16 protein-coding genes are annotated in these 15,414 nt (G+C 67.6%); 14 read left to right on the forward strand and 2 right to left on the reverse strand.

The window, feature by feature from the left end:
* Window positions 1–162 precede the first annotated feature (162 nt).
* From ACZ63H_RS01065 to ACZ63H_RS01075, 3 genes are all read left to right on the forward strand, one after another.
* Window positions 163–3,369 (forward strand): NACHT domain-containing protein, encoded by a 3,207-nt coding sequence (locus ACZ63H_RS01065; RefSeq protein ID WP_469860866.1) that lies wholly within the window; start codon window positions 163–165, stop codon window positions 3,367–3,369.
* Window positions 3,370–3,541: 172 nt separating this feature from the next.
* Entirely contained in the window at window positions 3,542–4,003 is a 462-nt protein-coding gene (locus tag ACZ63H_RS01070) for a GntR family transcriptional regulator (RefSeq protein ID WP_469860868.1), read from the forward strand.
* A gap of 1 nt (window position 4,004) precedes the next feature.
* A complete protein-coding gene (locus ACZ63H_RS01075) occupies window positions 4,005–4,574 on the forward strand; it encodes an HD domain-containing protein (protein WP_469860870.1) in 570 nt (189 codons plus the stop codon).
* Here ACZ63H_RS01075 and ACZ63H_RS01080 read toward each other — a convergent pair.
* Together ACZ63H_RS01080 and ACZ63H_RS01085 are read right to left on the reverse strand one after the other, a co-directional pair.
* Window positions 4,562–5,035, reverse strand: coding sequence for an NUDIX domain-containing protein (locus ACZ63H_RS01080; protein WP_469860872.1), 474 nt, complete (start codon window positions 5,033–5,035; stop codon window positions 4,562–4,564). The genes ACZ63H_RS01075 and ACZ63H_RS01080 overlap by 13 nt on opposite strands.
* Before the next feature lie 3 nt (window positions 5,036–5,038).
* The gene (locus ACZ63H_RS01085) at window positions 5,039–5,764 is read right to left on the reverse strand and encodes an XRE family transcriptional regulator (protein WP_469860874.1); all 726 of its coding nucleotides are present in this window, start codon (window positions 5,762–5,764) and stop codon (window positions 5,039–5,041) included.
* Between the two features lie 733 nt (window positions 5,765–6,497).
* Here ACZ63H_RS01085 and ACZ63H_RS01090 point away from each other — a divergent pair.
* The 11 genes from ACZ63H_RS01090 to ACZ63H_RS01140 all read left to right on the forward strand — a co-directional run bounded on the left by ACZ63H_RS01090 (window position 6,498) and on the right by ACZ63H_RS01140 (window position 15,305).
* Entirely contained in the window at window positions 6,498–6,767 is a 270-nt protein-coding gene (locus ACZ63H_RS01090; protein ID WP_469860876.1) for a DUF6284 family protein, read from the forward strand.
* Window positions 6,764–7,444 carry a GGDEF domain-containing protein gene (locus ACZ63H_RS01095; RefSeq protein ID WP_469860878.1) on the forward strand — a complete coding sequence of 227 codons (681 nt, stop codon included), beginning with the start codon at window positions 6,764–6,766 and terminating at the stop codon, window positions 7,442–7,444. Before ACZ63H_RS01090 ends, ACZ63H_RS01095 begins: the two co-directional genes overlap by 4 nt.
* Window positions 7,441–8,448 (forward strand): DUF2637 domain-containing protein, encoded by a 1,008-nt coding sequence (locus ACZ63H_RS01100; protein ID WP_469860880.1) that lies wholly within the window; start codon window positions 7,441–7,443, stop codon window positions 8,446–8,448. Before ACZ63H_RS01095 ends, ACZ63H_RS01100 begins: the two co-directional genes overlap by 4 nt.
* A complete protein-coding gene (locus ACZ63H_RS01105) occupies window positions 8,448–8,792 on the forward strand; it encodes an RRQRL motif-containing zinc-binding protein (protein WP_469860882.1) in 345 nt (114 codons plus the stop codon). The genes ACZ63H_RS01100 and ACZ63H_RS01105 overlap by 1 nt, the downstream gene beginning before the upstream one ends.
* Window positions 8,793–8,841: 49 nt before the next feature.
* A complete protein-coding gene (locus ACZ63H_RS01110) occupies window positions 8,842–9,339 on the forward strand; it encodes a hypothetical protein (protein WP_469860884.1) in 498 nt (165 codons plus the stop codon).
* Window positions 9,340–9,358: 19 nt separating this feature from the next.
* Complete coding sequence (gene traA / locus ACZ63H_RS01115) at window positions 9,359–9,892, forward strand: plasmid transfer protein TraA (RefSeq protein ID WP_469860886.1); 534 nt, start codon at window positions 9,359–9,361, stop codon at window positions 9,890–9,892.
* 64 nt (window positions 9,893–9,956) lie between these two features.
* Window positions 9,957–11,999: a plasmid transfer protein TraB gene (gene traB / locus ACZ63H_RS01120; RefSeq protein ID WP_469860970.1), complete on the forward strand. Its 2,043-nt coding sequence runs from the start codon at window positions 9,957–9,959 to the stop codon at window positions 11,997–11,999.
* Between the two features lie 195 nt (window positions 12,000–12,194).
* A complete protein-coding gene (locus tag ACZ63H_RS01125) occupies window positions 12,195–12,641 on the forward strand; it encodes a hypothetical protein (RefSeq protein WP_469860972.1) in 447 nt (148 codons plus the stop codon).
* A gap of 146 nt (window positions 12,642–12,787) precedes the next feature.
* The gene (locus ACZ63H_RS01130; protein ID WP_469860888.1) at window positions 12,788–13,714 is read left to right on the forward strand and encodes a bifunctional DNA primase/polymerase; all 927 of its coding nucleotides are present in this window, start codon (window positions 12,788–12,790) and stop codon (window positions 13,712–13,714) included.
* A 209-nt stretch (window positions 13,715–13,923) separates the two neighbouring features.
* Window positions 13,924–14,070: a hypothetical protein gene (locus tag ACZ63H_RS01135; protein ID WP_469860890.1), complete on the forward strand. Its 147-nt coding sequence runs from the start codon at window positions 13,924–13,926 to the stop codon at window positions 14,068–14,070.
* On the forward strand, window positions 14,067–15,305 hold the full coding sequence (locus ACZ63H_RS01140) for a DUF3631 domain-containing protein (protein WP_469860891.1): 1,239 nt from the start codon (window positions 14,067–14,069) through the stop codon (window positions 15,303–15,305). Before ACZ63H_RS01135 ends, ACZ63H_RS01140 begins: the two co-directional genes overlap by 4 nt.
* Window positions 15,306–15,414: the final 109 nt, after the last annotated feature.

The raw sequence follows: 15,414 nt of genomic DNA on the forward strand, positions 1-15,414 counted from the left end.
CGACCACAACGCGTCCACAAGTGTGACCTCCTCGCCTCAAGGCAGCCCGCTGCAGGAGTTCCCGATTGGTCATGCGAGCGCTACCCCACGCCGCCTCTGCACGCAACCGACCCCATCCCTCTCGTGCAACTGTAAAGTGACCTATGACACTGGGGAGGGGTCGTGCTCGGTTGGGAATCTGTCGCACTCAAGCTGGCTGGTAGTGCGCTCAGGGCGGCAAGCATAGCGATCATGCGAGCAGTCACTGCACCTAATCACGGGGCGCTCACAGCGCGACACCCGGCTCAGGCGCGGCTCATCAACAAGATCATCCCAGCTAGGCACGTCCAAGATAAGGATGTACTGCACTTTTCAAAATCCGTGGCGTCGGCACTCGAGCCGATAATCGCCGTGGAATTTCGAGGCATTCCCGATTATGAGGTTACTTCTGCGGTCGATGCAGCTAATACTGCTTTCACTACTACCAAAGTCGATATATTTGAGTGTAACCTGGACCCGGCAACTTTCGCAGATGCTGTAACTAAGGAAGCTGAAGCACGAACAAGCAGTCGGGCGTTAAGCGAAAAGGGCGAAGAACTCTACCAGCGCATTATTTTTGAGTGTTCCGCGCAAGTAATACACTTCGTCTCCACTTGGCCCTCTTTCCTGACAGTGGTAAACAAAGAGCAACTTGCCCGAATCAATCAACTCCTAGTCGAGACGGATCGCGTTCGTTGGGCGGTTAGCGGAGAAAAGGATACACATATTCGCCGCTTCGAAAGTAGATACAAGCGGCATGTAGTCCAGAAGCTCGACCAGCTGGAACTATTCGGCCTAACTCTCGCCAATCCTGAAGCTAGAACCTATCCGCTAAGCACCGCCTATATCAGCCTAGCTCTTGCCGACGCTGGCGTCCAAGGCCACACGAGTGCCATTGACGGAGGTCTGCCATTTACTGGCAAGACTAGCCGGCCGGGAGCGAGCGATGTGTCCCGAACCCCTGGAAGTCTCCGTTCCGAGGCGGCCATTGCCGCATTTCCTCGAGTGCTACTGCGCGGAGATGCTGGATCAGGCAAAAGCACTTTACTCTTCTGGCTTGCTGTCAATGCTGCGCGAGGCACGCTTGAAGACGAGCTACAGCCTCTCGCCGAGCACATCCCCTTCGTCCTACCGCTTCGCCGATTCGCCGATAGAGACCTACCGGCACCCGAAGAATTCTTGACAGAAATCGGCAGGAATCTGGCTGGGGAAATGCCTAGGGGGTGGGTTAACTCAATTCTGCATGCCGGACAAGCTCTAGTCCTGATAGACGGAGTTGACGAACTCCCAGAGACGCGACGCGAAGAGGCGAAAAGATGGCTCCAAGATCTGATCTCTATATATCCCCAGTGTCGCTACATCGTGACTTCACGTCCTGCTGCCGCCGAGGAAAAATGGCTGGCGCGAGAGGGATTTGTCTCCCTTGACCTTCTACCCATGGGCAAGGGAGACATCGAAAGTTTCATTCACCATTGGCACCAAGCTGCCCGTGAAGCTATGGGCTCCAATGCGGATGAGGCTGATGACAATGACCTCAACACTTTCCAAGCCGACCTGATCACTCAAGTGAACACTCAGCGCCAGTTGCGGCGACTGGCGTCCAACCCCCTTCTTTGCGCCCTTCTCTGTACGCTGAACCGCGACAGAAGAATGCAACTTCCGCGCGGCCGCATGGAGCTTTACGCGGCAGCTCTGGAAATGCTGCTCGTACGGAGAGACAACGAGAGAAAGATCGCCCATCCCGACTCCCCTAATCTCACACTTCATCAGAAGAAGCGAATTCTCGGAAGCCTAGCGTATTGGCTGTTGAGGAACGGTTGGACCGACTGCACCAGTATACAGGCTATAGCGCAAACCCAAAATGCTCTTGGCGCAATGCCAGCCATACACGATAAGGCCGAGAACGTTCACAAGTATTTAATGGTGCGCAGCGGCGTACTGCGAATGCCGGTCGAGGGGCGTGTCGACTTCGTACATCGCACCTTTCAGGAATATCTTGCAGCGGAAAATTTGATAGCCCTTAACGATATCGGCGTCCTAATCGACCACGCTCATCTTGATCAATGGCACGAAGCGGTAACTATGGCCGTCGGTCATGCCCGTCCGAGCGAGCGGCAACAGATTTTGTCGGGTCTCTTGGAACGAGGGAATCAAGAGCCCGAGTTCACGACGCGTCTACATCTGCTCGCAGCAGCTTGCCTCGAAAACGCCGACGAACTCGATCCGGAAATATATCGACGAGTGCGTGAAAGCGCCGAACGCTTGATTCCGCCCACAAAATTCTCGGAGGCGAAAGAACTCGCGGCAGCCGGTGAGTCGGTTTTGGCTCTTCTCCCCCGCGCGCACAAGGACGTTAAAGTGAACCAAGCTGCCTCTACTGTGCGTGCCGCGGCGCTAATCGGCGGTGACGCTGCTCTAGAGTTGATTTCGTCATATGGTCCCGATAGTCGAGTGGCCGTCCAAAGAGAACTTGCGCGGAGCTGGAACCAGTTCGACGTTCGAGAATATGCCGTTCGCGTACTGTCAAAATCGCCAACTTTCAAAAGGTCACTCGACCTGCACTCGCCCGAGGTGCTTGACGTTATAGAACACTTCAGGGAACTGGTTTCGTTGAACGCCAGGTTCCCGGTGGAACAGCTCAATTGGGCACAAAAACTTCCCAACCTTCGACATTTGCATATCGCGACATATGGTGGACTCCTGGAAGAGGAGGAAGTGGTCGCCATCTCGCCCTTGAAATCTTTGGATATCCAGTTTTCCAGCGACGAGGTACTGAACACTTGTATTCCACGTATTGGGCGTCTACAGACACTCGCCTCCCTAGCTCTGCGGGGTGGCTTCAGCAGATCATCTTCACCCATTGACATGGAGCCTCTGCCGGCCCTGCCTGGCCTAAAGGAGCTGCACTTGATCAGGTCTGCCGAGCGACCGGTGGTCGGTAGGGCGGACCGTTTTCCGGAGCTTGAAGAGATCTCACTCTATTCTGTCGGAAATCTTGATCTACAAGGAATCAGTTCCTTGTCCACCATTAAGCGGCTGGAACTGCAGTTCTTTGCGGAGATCGGGAATGCCGAAGAGTTGCGACACCTTGAGCGTCTCGAGAACGCTACCGTACTACTCCATGCCGGCACTAAAGATACCTTGCGTGAAATTGCGACACATGCTCACTCGCTACGATTTTTACACGTGCGAGTTTTTTCACACACCTCATCGACAGTGAATCTTGATCTGTCATGCTTTTCTGAGCCTCGGGAGCTCGGGATCGACGTGATCGCATACGGCCCAGTTGAAGTGCACACAGACGGCGTTGGTAAAGGAATCAAGGTTCATGTGAGTCATCGGAAGTGGTGACGAACTGATTCCTGTCTGTAACGTCACGGGCAGCGCTCCGACAAGTTCTTGCGCTCGCCTTCCCGGTTGCAGTCTGATCAGCGCGGCGCGTGGCACTGAGGCTGAGCTCTACCTCCGAACGCAAGAGACATGGGAACCTTGCTTCCGTAGCAGCCGGCAGAGGGGAGAACGGGTGTCGGAGCAGGCTAGCCCTCGGGGAACCTTCCTGAAGGTTGCCGACTCAATAAGAGCTCGGATCGAGGGCAACCCGGAAGTGTCTGAGCTGCCGTCCCTGTCCGAGGTCATGCGGGAACACGGTGTCTCGCGCGGGGTCGCCATCCGCGCCTACCGCGTATTGCGGCAGGAAGGTCTAGCTGAACCCACGCCAGGGGCACGCTGGCGCGTCGTTCGGTCCCAGGCGCAAGTCGACCGGCGCCCCCTCCACGAGCGGATCGAGGACGTCATTACGGCTGACGGGCTCCAGGCGGGGGAAGCGTTCCCGAGTGCTTCATCACTGGCCGAGCGCTTCGGGGTTTCACGTCCCACGGTGACCAAGGCCCTAGAGAAGCTGGAGGCCGCCGGCGTGCTGGCGGGGGGCGGACAGGGCAAGGTGCGGACGGTTCGCGCCGTGCCGACACGAGAGGAGCGTTCGTAGCTTGCCGACGTTGACCGAGTGGGCTTACCCCCTGGCCGAGTCTCTGCTCGCGGAAGCACTACCGCGGCGCTGGAAGCACTGCCTGGGGGTCGCCGAAAGGGCGCGCACGATCGGGCTCATCCTTGACCAGGACGCGGACCTGCTGGAGGCTGCCGCCGTCCTGCACGACATCGGCTATGCGCCGGCCCTCGCCAAGACCGGCTTTCACCCGCTGGACGGCGCACGCTACCTCCGGGACGTTGCTGGAGCCGATGAGCGGCGGGTCATCAACCTTGTCGCCCACCACTCCTGCGCCTGGATGGAGGCAGAAGCGCGCGGCATGCGCACGGAGTTGGAGGGCGAATTCCCTCGCGAGCAAGAGCACCTGAACGACGCGCTCTGCTACTGCGACATGAACACCACGCCGGACGGCACGCCCACGAACCCGATCGATCGGATCAACGAGATCACGGGGCGGTACGGGCCGGACAGCCTCATCGGGACGTTCATCCGCCGGGCCGAACCCGAGATCCTTGCGTGCACGTCCCGCGTGCTCGAACGCGTCGGTGCCGCCAAGCGTCAGCCGATGTAGGGGGCCGTACGCGCCGTGTCCTGGGCGTGCTCGATGCGGAGGCGCATCGTGGGATGCACGTCCAACTCGGCCAGGTCCGCTGGGTCCACCCAGCGGACCTGCGTCGTCTCGTTACTCGTCCGGAGTGCACCGCCGACCGGCCGTGCCCGAAAGCAGATGCTGAACTGCTGGCGCACCTCGCCGTCGTCGTACTGCATGACGTGTCCGGGGTCCGTGTAGAGCCCGGACACGTCGACCACTTCCGCCTTGATCCCGGTCTCTTCCCAGACCTCGCGCACGACGGTGTCGCTGATGGACTCGCCCACGTCGTGACCGCCTCCCGGCAATGCCCATCGCCCGTTGTCGGACCGCTGGATCATGAGCACCTGGCCGGCGTCGTTCTGGACGAAGGCGACGACGGACGGCACTACCGAGTTGGCCCGCGGTGCGTCGGGGTCGTGCAGGTAGTCGATGCGTCCCATGGTTCAGGCTCCCGTGGTGCTGGCTATGTCCTGGTCGGTGACCGGGCGGGCGTTCTCCCACGTGTGGTCGATGCTATTGGCGTACGTGTCGAACAGTCCCCCACCTGGTAGCCGGCGGAGGTGCAGGACCGGTGCCATATAGGCGCCGATGCCGTAGACGTGCGGGTTCACCAGCATCTCGTCGTCGGCGCGGTAGATGGAGTTGTAGAGCGTCGAGTCGTGCAGCCGGAATCCGATGTCCGGGTGGCTGCGCATGAGCGGGCGGTACAGATGCAAGGCGTTGCGGATCTTGCCGTCCATGATCTGGTGGCCCTCGTCGATGCCCCGTTGCCGGACGGCCGCGCAGCCAGGGTCCCCGAGCAAGATGCGCACCTGGGCCCCGGCCTCCACCTTCGCCTTCAGCAGGTTGTGGAAAAGAGGGTCCTCCGAGAGAAACAGTCCGGAGTACACGAGCACGTCCAAGTGCCGCTCGGCGCGGCCGTACAACTCTCGCCACAGCCCCGGGGGAACGGTGTGCCGGTGCGGGTAGACGGTCGCTATCTCAGCTTTCGTCAGGTCCGTCGCGCTGTCGACGGTCCGGCCGTCTTCCCATAGCGTCGTCACGTCGACCTTGAGCACGGACGCTGTCGCGTACTGGTGACGCCGGTACGGCACCTTGCCCTGCGTGATCCAGCGTTCGACCGTCTTCGGGTTGACTTCGATCGCCTCAGCGAGGCTCTGCACGGTCATGCCCCGGGCGAGAAGGGCCGACCGTAACCGCTCGTTCGACATCTGCACCCCCGTTGGGATGTCTAGGGACTTCTTGACCGTAGCCAGAAGTCCCGGAGCTGTCCACGCTCGTGGTGACGAACTCCCCTGACCTGCGGCGATTCTGAATGTGCGCCAAGAAGTCCCGGCGCGAAACCAAGAGGTGCCGCCAGTCCACTTGACGGGGCCTCATGCAGTACCTGTAAAACAGGTACTGCACAGCCGAACGCAACAACTCGGCTCGGCGGCTTCATGCCGCATGCGCAGAAGGCGGGGACGCTGCAATCCCGCTGAAGGCCAGGCAGAACAGGGTTTCGGCCCGTACTGGTGAGGTGGCCCGGCGACCGCGAGCAACGGCCGGAGGGTGGGGACGTGGTCCCCCTTGCAGTGCTTGACCCCTTTTGACTCTCGAATGATGAGGTGCCCAGTGCACCGACGAAGACTTTGGGCGCCGCCGCGACGGACCGGCCGGCGGGCGCCAGTACGTCGTGGGTCCTCGCCTGCGGCCGATCCGGTCCGTTTCTCCCTGGTACCGCGGCGGCTAGCGCTGCGGCCGGTTGCCTCCCTCGCCTGTCCGGGACCGCGTATCGCGTGGCGTCCGTACGGGCGGGGCGTGGGGAGCCGGATCTTCCGACTTCAACGGCGCGCGGCTCCGGTGCGGGAACACCGGAGCCGCTGTTCGGGCCGTTCACCCTTGGAGAGGAACCACGACCCAATGAGCATCATCGTCACAGTTCAGGACGCTGTTACGGCGTTCGAGGACTGGTTGGAGCCCACCAGCGCGGAGCTGGAGGCGATCGAGCAGGAGATGCCGCTGATCCTGGCGGACGTCGACCTGCTGGACGCACAGATCATCACCCTGGACCGCACGCCGGCCGAGCTGGACACCCGACGTCTGCGCCGCGCGCTGACGCGGGTCCTGAACGAGCGGGCGGCCGTGGCCAACCGCGCAGCGGCGGCGAGCCAGCCGGTGGGTGCGGCATGAATGACCTGCTTGCCATGCTGTCGGCCGCGGGACCGTTGGCCGGCGGGTGGGGTATCCACGGGCTGTGGATGCGTCGGTGCGTGTCGGTCGCGCGGCGGGACCCGCTGTCCGGGCTGTGGACGCGGGCCCCGTTCGAACGGCGCGCTGCCCGGCTACTGGCCCGCAATCCGCACACGGCGGTCGTGCTGGTCGACCTGGACGGTTTCAAGGCGCTGAACGACACCTACGGACACGCCGCGGGAGACGCGGCGATCCGTTCCGTGGGTGGCAGCTTCGTCGACGCGCTGGCCGGACAACACGGAGCAGTTGTGGCTCGTCTCGGTGGGGACGAGTTCGCCGCCGTCGTGCCGCTGGCCGACCCGGTCTCACTGCCGTGGCTGCTCAGCGGCCTGCACGACGAGATCACCGTCCCGTTCCGCCACGCCGGCCGTGATCTCGTCCTCGGAGCCTCCATCGGCGCCGCCCTGTCCAGCGACCTGGCCCCGGAGCTTCACCGGACGGGCCGGTCTGCTCTGCCGGTCTTGCTGCGGCTGGCGGACGAGGCGATGTACGCGGCCAAGCGCGCCGGCGGCGGATGGAACTATCCGGCTGCCACCGAGCGACGCTGCACCACGTCGGCCGGCCGTCGCGCGGGGCGCCCCGGCACTCACATCGCGCACCGTGGGGAGGCGGCGTGAACGGTGTTCAGATCCGTTCAGCGGAACGCGCTCTGTCGGTGGGCACGTGGCTGATCGTGTGCGGCGCGATGCTGTACTCGATCCTCACGGTCACGCCGCTGATGTCCGCCCACACCGCCGACGAGTGGGACTGGACGGCCCCGATCCTGCCCCTCGTGGTGGATGCCGCGGTGGTGATCGTGGTCCGGCTGGACTCGGTGCTGGCCCGCCTCGGCGGGCACGGTGGCCGGTGGCCCGTCACGCTGCGGTGGATGACCGGTGCCATGACCCTGGCCCTGAACACCGGCGATTCCGCGCTGGCGAAAGACCTGGTCGGTGTGGCCGTGCACGCCGTGGCGCCGTTGCTGCTGATCGTCAGCGCGGAAGCAGGGCTGGCCTACCGCCGCGCCATCACCGCCGCGGTGACCGCGCTGGAGGAGCGGCAGCGCACCGAGCGGGAGCGGGCCGAGCAAGCGGCCCGGGATCGCGAGGAAGCCGCCCGCCGGCAGGCCCGCGAGGAGCGCGAGCACGCCGCCCTGCTCGCGCGTGAACAGCGTGAACACGAAGCCGCTCTGGCCCGCGAGAAGGCCGAGCGGGAAGAGCGGCGCTGGCGCGAGGAGCAGGAGCGGCAGGCCGCCGCGGAGGCGGCGGAGCGCGAGGAACGTGAACGCCGTGAACGCGAGCGTGAACAGCGCGAGCGCGAACGTGAACAGCGTGAGCGGGAGGCTGCCGAGCGGCGCGCGCGTGAGGCGGCAGAGCGGGCCGAGCGTGAACGCCGTGAACAGCGCGAGCGCGAGGAGGCGGCCGAGCGTGAACGCGACGCCCTGCTCCAGCGCGGCCCGGCCGCGGGCAAGCTCCCCGAGGACGAAGCGCGTGCCCTGGCGGCCGCCGCGTACGGGGCGGGGCTGTCGGTGCGGCAGGCGGCGGAGCTGTGCGGCTGGTCAGTCGGGTGGGTCTCCTCCCGCTACGCCGAGCACCGCGACCCCGGCGCGGGCGGGGCTGAACTCGCGATCGCGGGCCGCTGATGGCCGCTATCCCCGTCTATCCCTGGCGGCTTGCCCCTGAGGGGCTGGCCACGCTGCGGCAACTGCGCGCCGCCGGTCTCCGGCCGGGCGGGCAGGACGTGGCCGCACAGCTCGAACGCCCCCGCCGCAGGGGCCGCCCGCCGCTGGTCGCCTACCTCTACCGGATCGACCAGGCCAAGCCAGTTCGCCCGATGACCCCGGCGAAGCAAACCGCGCTGGAGCGGGCGAACGCCGCCCGCCGCACCTGCCCCGCCTGCCGGCGGGATGCCGGATACGTCATCCCTGTCGCGCTCGGCATGTGCACTCCGTGCGCCTTCCCGGACGACCAGGCCGCCGCGGCCTGACCTGCACAGCACACCCCATCTGACTGCCTCCCAGACGAGGAGATCCGCTGTGTCCAGCCGTACCCGTGCCCGCGGCCTGAAGTCCGCGAGCATCCACACCGTCCACATCCCCCGCCAGCGCGGGCGCCGCGGCGCGCAGCCGTTCATCATCGTCGTCCCCGAACAGCTCTCCCTCACCCGGCAGGCCGCCGGGTGGGTGGGCCGCATGCTGTGGCGCCACCGCGGCGCCCTCGCCCCGACCGCCCTTGCCCTGCTCGCCCTCGCCGCGGCCGGGCTGCTGCACGCCAAGGCACCGTGGACTGCTCTGGTCCTCGCCGTCCTGACCGCCGGCCCGGCCGTGTGGGTGCTGCTCGCCCAGCGCCGCCGCCCCGGGAACGGTTCGGTCCTGGCCTGGCGGATCGGTCTGGCCGTGCTCGCGACGCTGGCCCTGGGCTGGTTCGCCGCCGCGGCTGGCTTCGGCCCGCTCACCGGCCCTCTCGCCCTGCTGTGGCTGCTGATCTGGGGCATCGCGCAGACCGTCTGGCTCATCGTCCGCCGCACCCACTGACCTGCGAAGGAGTCGACTCATGGCATCCCCGACGCGCCACAGCGCCGCCGACAAGGGCAACAAGTTCACCAACGCAGGTGCCGCCGCGGGCGGCTTCATCGGCGGACTGGGCAGCTCCATTGCCCCGCCGATCAACATCACCATCAACCGCACCCAGAACAACACCGCGGGAAGCGGCGGGGGCCGCCGCCCGCACGCCGAGGCCCTGCTCCCGGCCCCGGACTTCTCCTCCCCGGCCATGGTGCGGCAGTACTGCAACACCCTGCGGGCCGCCGCCGTGACGCTGTCCATCGAAGTGGCCATGGGCGCCGAGATCATGAAAGGCGTTCTCGCGGCTGTCCCGGACCCGGAAGGGCGGGCGTTCGGCTCGCGGATCCGGGCGCAGAAGGTGGCCCGCAAGATGCAGCGGGCCGCGGACGCGCTGCGGGACGCCGCGAAGAACGCCGCCGCCTGCTACGCGACGTTCCAGCAGGAGTACGAGGAGGAGATCAACCGCGTCCGTCACCGTGCCCGCCGCTCGCAGCAGCCGGTCATGAACTGGGCCCAGCAGTAAGGAGGGCGAGACGATGGCACGCACCAACAGCCGCCGCGCGCGGCACGATTTCCCCGATGACGGCATGTTCGCCTTCACCGGCCCGGGTCTCCTGTCCGGTGACGGCGGCGGGGGCAGCGTCCGTGGCTACCTGCTGCACCGGGTCAAGCCGCACCTGCCGCCGTGGCTCGCGGTCGGCGCGACCGGCGTGGCCGGCGCGCTCGGGCACTGGCGGTGGGCCGACAGCGCCGCCGCCGGCGTCGGCCTCACCCTCTCCTCGGTCATCCTGACGGGGGCGACCTGGTGGGCCGGGAAGGCGACCAGCCAGCAGCGCCGCCTGCACTCGGCCATCACCGTGGCCGCAGGCTCGGCCTGGCTGACCGCCGCCTGCCTGGCCGGCCCCATGACCGGCCCGCTGGACGACCTGTTCCTGATGGGCGGCCCGGTCGTGGCCCTGTCTTGGAACGTCCGCATGGTCCTGCGCCGCAACGACGCCGACCCGCAGGGCGGCGGCGCCGACAAGGGCCTGTTGGAGAAGGTCGGTCTGGCCCGTGCGCAGATCGGGCAGGCGAAGGTGGAGCCGAACCGGGTCACCGCGCCGCTGTCGCTGGAGCCGGGCGAGCAGACCAACGACGACGTGTCCAAGGCTCTGGCCCGGATCGCGTCCGCGCTGGACCTTCCCGTCTCCGCCGTGCGCTACCTCCCCTCGCCGGACTCCAGCCGCCGCGGTGAGCTGGTCATCGTCCCGGAGGACATGCTGGCGCAGTCGGCGGAGTACGAGGGGCCCTCGAACCTGGGCGGTTCGATCGCCGAACCGCTGGTGATCGGACGGTACGACGACGGCTCACCGCTCGTGATCTGGCTGCCGGGCGACCCGGAGGCCAAGCGGAACAGCACGCATCTGCTGATCGCGGGCGGGACCGGGTCGGGCAAGGGCGAGACCGCGCTGAACGTCCAGACGGAGATCATGTCCCGCCGGGACGTGCTGCTGTGGGTGTCCGACCCCAAGGCGTTCCAGGACTTCGCCCCGCTGAGGCCCGGCATGGACTGGACGGCGGAAGGCGGGGCGGACACGGAGGTCATGGTCGAGGCGGTCAAGGCCGTCATTCCTGCCCGCACCCGCTGGCTGGGCGCCCACGGCTACCGCCAGTGGCTCCCCGGGGCAGCCGAGCAGCAGACCAGCCGCGAGCACACCTGCCGCCCCGACGGCCGGCCGTGCGGCTGCCCCGGCATGCCGTTCCTGGTCGCATGGTTCGAGGAGGCGGCGAACACTCTGCGCAACCTCGGCGACGACGCGTTCACCGGGATCGCCCAGGAAGCCCGGTCGGCCGGCGTATCTCTGGTGATCTCCCTCCAGCGCCCCTCGTACGACCAGATGTCCACCAGCACCAGGGCCTCTCTGCCGTCCGTGATCGCGCTCGGCTGCGACCCCCGCGACGAGGGGTTCTCGCTGCCCGAGGCGGTCATCGACGCCGGCGCCCACCCCGGCGCGTGGGGCAACCGCAGGCCCGGATACTGCTACGTCGTCTCCCCGGGCATCCCCGAGGACCGCTACCCCTCCCCGGGCCGCACCTTCGCCTTCACCGCCCGCGCCACCGCGCTCATGGAACAGCTCGCGGCCTGGGCACTGCGCGAGGGCGCGACCGCCGACCCGGTCACTGCCGGAGCAGTGACCGCGGTCGCCGGCCGCGCCTACACCGGCCGCACCGCCCCCGACCCCACCCCGGCCGCGGGCAGGCCGCGGCTGACCGCCGTACAGGGAGACGACGACATGAGCGACGAACAGGGCCACGGGCTGCTGGTCGACCCCGAGGACGCCGGTATCGACCCCGAAGCCGACCTTCCCGGCGCCGAGGAAGGGGACGACGCGCCGATCTTCGGACAGGAGACCGGGCGCAAGCCGGGCCCGAAGGAGGCCCGGGAGCTGTTCGCCCGCGCGTTGGAGGAGTTCGAGCGGGCCGGGCAGATGGTCGTGGGCCCGAAGGACTTCATGGACTGGTGCGACCGCAACGACCTCACCCGCTCCTGGGTCTCCAAACGCCTGAAGGAAGCCGCGCAGGAGGGCCGGGTGGAGGCGACGAACGCCACCGGCCGGTGGCGCATCGTCCCCGTCCTCGCCGCCGCCTGACACCCGTCACACGTGACGGACCCGTCACACCCAAACCCCTAGGCGGGAGCGGGTGTGACGCGCCGTCACAGCACCCCGTCACACCCCCGTCACACCCGCCAGCGGCCCCCGCGTCACACCTCGGCGCAGGGACCGCGGCCACCCCGGAGGGACCACTCCGTGAACCGTCCCGACCACCCCACCCACCCCCTCCCGATGACCGACACCGAGGCCGCCGCCGAAGCACGCCGGATCATCGCCAACGCCTACCGGCCCGCACCCGAGATGCCGACCGCGTACCGCGACGACACCCCATTGCCGACCTACGGCAGCGCGCCGCCGGTTGCGCAGCCCGGCCGGCCGCCGATGAGTCAGGGCGCGACCGACGCCAGCGCGCTCATGCTGGCCGGCGGCGCTACCACCGCCATGGTCGGCGGCACGGCCGCCGTCCTCATGTACGTCTCGCAGTTCGCCGACCCGGTCGTCTGCGGACTCGTCTTCGGCGCCCCCACCGCGCTCGTCCTCGCCCTCGCACGGCTCGCCAAGCGCGCCACGCCCGTTCCGGCCGTCCACCACCACTACGAGGGCCCCGTCTATCAGGACCAGCGCAACGTCCACAGCACCACACGCGGCGTCTGGGCCAAGACCAACAACCACCTGTAGCTATGCCAAGGGCGGCCCCCCATTCCGCCAAGAACCGGGGCCGCCCTTGCCAACCAGTCCTCGACAGACCTGTTGGAGGTCTCCAGCATGACCCAATCCACCCCCCTGCCGCGAGCCCTACCGCCGGGAGCAAACAGGACCGCGGCATGAACCAGCCTTTGACCGCCGATCTTTCCTGCCTGCCCCTGCTAGCCTCCGCCCTCACAAGTGCGGAACGCGGCTGGCCCGTCATCCCTCTGCACCCGCGTGCCAAGCGGCCCGCGGGGCACGCCGAACGCGACTGCCCGCGCTCGGGACGGTGCGCGGGCGGGCACCGCAAGCCCGAACAACGTGCCACTACCAACCCCGACCTGATCCACGCCACGTGGGCGACGCGTCCGTACAACGTAGGGATCGCGACCGGCCCGGCCGGGCTACTCGTGGTCGACCTGGACGTGTGCAAGCCTGAGGAACCAGAAGGAGCGCCTGACGGCGCCACTTCCTTGCAAGCGCTCTGCGAGCGCGCCGGCCAGGCCATCCCGGCGACCTACCGGGTGCGGACCGCGCGCGGCGGGGAGCACCTGTACTTCACTGCCCCGACCGGGGTGCAGCTGAAGTGCAGCGCGAACCGTCTCGGCGCCCACATCGACACCCGCGCATGGGGCGGCTATGTCGTCGCCCCCGGCAGCACCACGGCAGACGGCGTGTACGAGATTGCCTGTGATGCGCCCGTGGCACCGCTGCCCGGATGGCTGGCCGAACGGCTCACCGAGCCGCACAGGCCCGCCGTCGTGGCTCTGTCTCCAGTCCGGGACGGCACTCGCGCCGCCCGTGTGGCGCTGGAACGCGAATGCGCCGTCATCGCGGCGACGAGGGAGGGCGGGCCGGACGGCCGCAACAACACCCTGCACCGAAGCGCCTGCAAGATTGCCCGGTTCGTCGCGTGGGGCGACCTGCCCCGGGACGTGGCGGAGCAGGCAATCCAGGGGGCGGGGGAGGCTACGGGTCTGCCGCCGGCCGAGTGCCGCACGACCATCCGCAGCGCCATGGACTGGGTCATCACCCACGCCACCCCACGGCAGGCAGCCTCATGACCGGCCCCGTCTCCCCCCGCCTGGATTGCCCCACCGCCCCGACCACCGGCCCGGGCGCCGCTCCACACCCCGCGGACCGTGCGGCCGTAGGCGAGCCGAAAGGCGCCGCCCGCAAGGGCGTCCCTTCTGCTCTTCGCTCTGACCCGCACCCGGGCGACGGCCGCCAACCCATCGCGTGGCTGGCCATCAGCAGCCCCCGGTACGGCCACATGCCCACCGCCACCTCCCGGTGCGAGTGCGGCTGGGACCGCAGCGCCATCGGCCACGCCCAGGTCCGCGCGCTGATCGAAGCCCACGCCGCGCACCGCGCCACCTGCCCGCTCCGCAACCCCCGTGAAGGGAGGGCAGCCGCATGACCTCCCCCATCGACGGAGCCGCGCTGCTCAACGAGGTGGAAGCCTTCCACCGCCGCTTCAACGTCTTCCCCACCGAAGCCGCCTACGTCGCGGTGACCCTGTGGGACGCGCACGCCCACCTGCTCGACTGCTTCGACTCCACCCCCCGCATCGCGTTCCTCTCCCCGGAGCCGGGGTCGGGCAAGTCCCGCGCGCTGGAGATCGTGGAAACCCTGGTCCCCCAGCCGATGGTCGCCGTCAACGCGTCCGCCGCCGCGCTCTTCCGCGCGGTGTCCGGCGCGGAGGGACGGCCCACGATCCTGTTTGACGAGATCGACACCGTGTTCGGTCCCAAGGCGGGGGACAACGAGGAACTTCGCGGCTTCCTCAACGCCGGCCACCGCCGTTCCGGCGTCACCTACCGGTGCGTCGGCGACGGCTCCAACCAGACCGTCCAGCCGTTCCCCTCGTACTGCGCGGTCGCCATGGCCGGACTCGGCTCGTTGCCGGACACGATCCTGACCCGGTCCGTCATCATCCGCATGCGCCGCCGCGCCCGCAACGAGCGGGTGGAGCCCTACCGGCAGCGCGTCCACGAGAAGGAAGGTCACGCCCTGCGCGACCGGCTCGCCCGGTGGGCCGCCGCCGTCCGTTCCACCGTGGACGGCGCCTGGCCTGTCATGCCCGAGGGCATCACCGACCGGCCCGCCGACGTGTGGGAACCCCTGCTCGCCATCGCCGAGGCGGCCGGCGGGACCTGGCCCGAGCGGGCGCGGGCCGCGTGCGTCGAGCTGGTGACCGCCGCGGGCGAGGACGACGAAGCCTCCCTGGGTATCCGGCTGCTGACCGACCTGCGCGACACGGTGTTCTGCGGCATCGACCGCATGCCGACCGCCGCCATCCTGGAGTGTCTGACCAGCATGGACGACGCCCCATGGGTCGATGTCGGCGGCAAGCCGCTTACCCCGCGGGGGCTGGCCCGGCTGCTGAGCCAGTACGTCACCGGAGCCAACAAGCCGATCAAGCCCCGGCCCATCCGCACGGCCGCCGGCGCCGTGCCACGCGGGTATTACGCCGAGGATCTCGCGGACGCCTGGGCCCGCTACTGCCCCCCGCCCCCATCAAAGTCCGCTACATCCGCTACATCCGCTACGCCGCAGGTCAACACGGGTGAATCGGTAGCGGAAAAGCTTCCCGGCATCCGCTACACCCCCGACGAAACCGCTACACCGGCCGCCGCCGCACCCACCGTGTAGCGGCACCAATCCGCTACACGCCACCCATCCGCTACAGAAAACAGGCCCCTGACCTGCGATGTAGCGGATGTAGCGCATGTAGCGGATTCCTGGGGAGGCCCTCAAGGGG

The sequence above is a fragment of the Streptomyces sp. NPDC104831 genome (genome assembly GCF_055583025.1).

What these genes read in the sequence shown, in the direction of transcription:
- traA (WP_469860886.1), top strand. Translation starts at nt 9,359, where the DNA reads ATGGCATCCCCGACGCGCCACAGCGCCGCCGACAAGGGCAACAAGTTC.
- ACZ63H_RS01125 (WP_469860972.1), top strand. Translation starts at nt 12,195, where the DNA reads ATGACCGACACCGAGGCCGCCGCCGAAGCACGCCGGATCATCGCCAAC.
- ACZ63H_RS01105 (WP_469860882.1), top strand. Translation starts at nt 8,448, where the DNA reads ATGGCCGCTATCCCCGTCTATCCCTGGCGGCTTGCCCCTGAGGGGCTG.
- traB (WP_469860970.1), top strand. Translation starts at nt 9,957, where the DNA reads ATGTTCGCCTTCACCGGCCCGGGTCTCCTGTCCGGTGACGGCGGCGGG.
- ACZ63H_RS01090 (WP_469860876.1), top strand. Translation starts at nt 6,498, where the DNA reads ATGAGCATCATCGTCACAGTTCAGGACGCTGTTACGGCGTTCGAGGAC.
- ACZ63H_RS01130 (WP_469860888.1), top strand. Translation starts at nt 12,788, where the DNA reads ATGAACCAGCCTTTGACCGCCGATCTTTCCTGCCTGCCCCTGCTAGCC.
- ACZ63H_RS01095 (WP_469860878.1), top strand. Translation starts at nt 6,764, where the DNA reads ATGAATGACCTGCTTGCCATGCTGTCGGCCGCGGGACCGTTGGCCGGC.
- ACZ63H_RS01080 (WP_469860872.1), bottom strand. Translation starts at nt 5,035, where the DNA reads ATGGGACGCATCGACTACCTGCACGACCCCGACGCACCGCGGGCCAAC.
- ACZ63H_RS01140 (WP_469860891.1), top strand. Translation starts at nt 14,067, where the DNA reads ATGACCTCCCCCATCGACGGAGCCGCGCTGCTCAACGAGGTGGAAGCC.
- ACZ63H_RS01135 (WP_469860890.1), top strand. Translation starts at nt 13,924, where the DNA reads ATGCCCACCGCCACCTCCCGGTGCGAGTGCGGCTGGGACCGCAGCGCC.
- ACZ63H_RS01085 (WP_469860874.1), bottom strand. Translation starts at nt 5,764, where the DNA reads ATGACCGTGCAGAGCCTCGCTGAGGCGATCGAAGTCAACCCGAAGACG.